The organism is Meridianimarinicoccus marinus, from assembly GCF_040689105.1.
In the GTDB taxonomy this organism is placed as follows: Bacteria; Pseudomonadota; Alphaproteobacteria; order Rhodobacterales; family Rhodobacteraceae; genus Meridianimarinicoccus; species Meridianimarinicoccus marinus.
Genome location: NZ_JBFBVU010000079.1, coordinates 1 through 1,102 on the forward strand (window position 1 = coordinate 1; position 1,102 = coordinate 1,102).

Below are 1,102 nucleotides of genomic sequence, written 5' to 3' on the forward strand. Positions count from 1 at the left end.
GGCCGACCGGATCGAGCTGGAACAGGTGATCTTCAACCTGATCCGGAACGCGCTGGACGCGGTCGAGGAGGCCGCGCGCCCAAGGGTCGTGACCGTCACTCTCTCGCAGGTCGGTGCAGAGGCCCGTCTGGAGGTTCAGGACACCGGGCCGGGGGTGCAGGCGGAGATCCGCGACCGGCTGTTTGCGCCCTTCGTGACCACGCGCGAGGCCGGGACCGGGCTGGGCCTGGCCCTCAGCCAGCGGCTGGTGGAGCGTGCCGGGGGCGATCTGGCGCTGATTGACTCCGCTCAGGGCGCGCGGTTCCGGCTCAGCCTGCCGCTGGTCCGCGAAAGCCGCGAGGCCGCGCAATGAGCATCCCGGTCTACCTTGTGGATGACGATGCGGCGGTGCGCGAGGCGCTGTGCCTGCTGCTGTCGACCGTGGGCATCCACGCCACCGGCTTTGCCAGCCCGCAGGCCTTCCTGCAGGCGCTGCCGAGCCTCGCGCCGGGGTGCCTTGTTCTGGACATCCGGATGCCGGCGATCTCGGGGCTGAAGCTGCAGGAACAGCTGCGCGCGGCCCGGGTCGACTGGCCGACGGTGGTGATCTCGGGGCATGGCGATATCGAGGCCTGCCGCCGGGCGTTTCGCAACGGGGCCCTGGATTTCCTGTCCAAGCCGGTGGATGAACAGGATCTGATCGACGCGGTCCAGAAGGGCCAGACGGCACTGGAACGGGTTCTGGCGCAGACCGCAGAGCGCCGCGAGACGCAAGCCCTGATCGCCGGTCTGACGCCGCGCGAACGCGAGGTGCTGTCGCTGGTGGCCAGCGGCTTTGCCACCCGCGAGATTGCCGGCGCGCTGGACGTCTCGCCCCGCACGGTGGAAAGCCACCGGGCCGCGATCGGCGCCAAGCTTGGCACCACCTCGCCCGCCGAAATGACCCGCCTGTGGATCGAGGCGGGGCGCACTCCGTAGAACTACGCAGGCGCAAGGCCCGGCTACGAATGGGGCCGGTCGCGCGCCACCTGTAGGATCCCCGCAGTCATTCACACAGGAGATCCGACATGTTCCGACCGACCATCCTTCTGGCCGCCGTCGCAGCCCCCCTTGCCGTCGCCGC

General features: G+C 70.1%; 2 protein-coding genes. Both read left to right on the forward strand.

All coding sequences use genetic code 11. The features are described from left to right. The coding region (locus AB0T83_RS20235) for an ATP-binding protein (RefSeq protein WP_366194998.1) at positions 1 to 352 on the forward strand (352 nt) is incomplete at its 5' end. Further along, positions 349 to 957, forward strand: a complete 609-nt coding sequence (locus tag AB0T83_RS20240; protein ID WP_366194999.1) for a response regulator transcription factor — start codon at positions 349 to 351, stop codon at positions 955 to 957. The genes AB0T83_RS20235 and AB0T83_RS20240, both read left to right, overlap by 4 nt. Positions 958 to 1,102 lie beyond the last annotated feature (145 nt).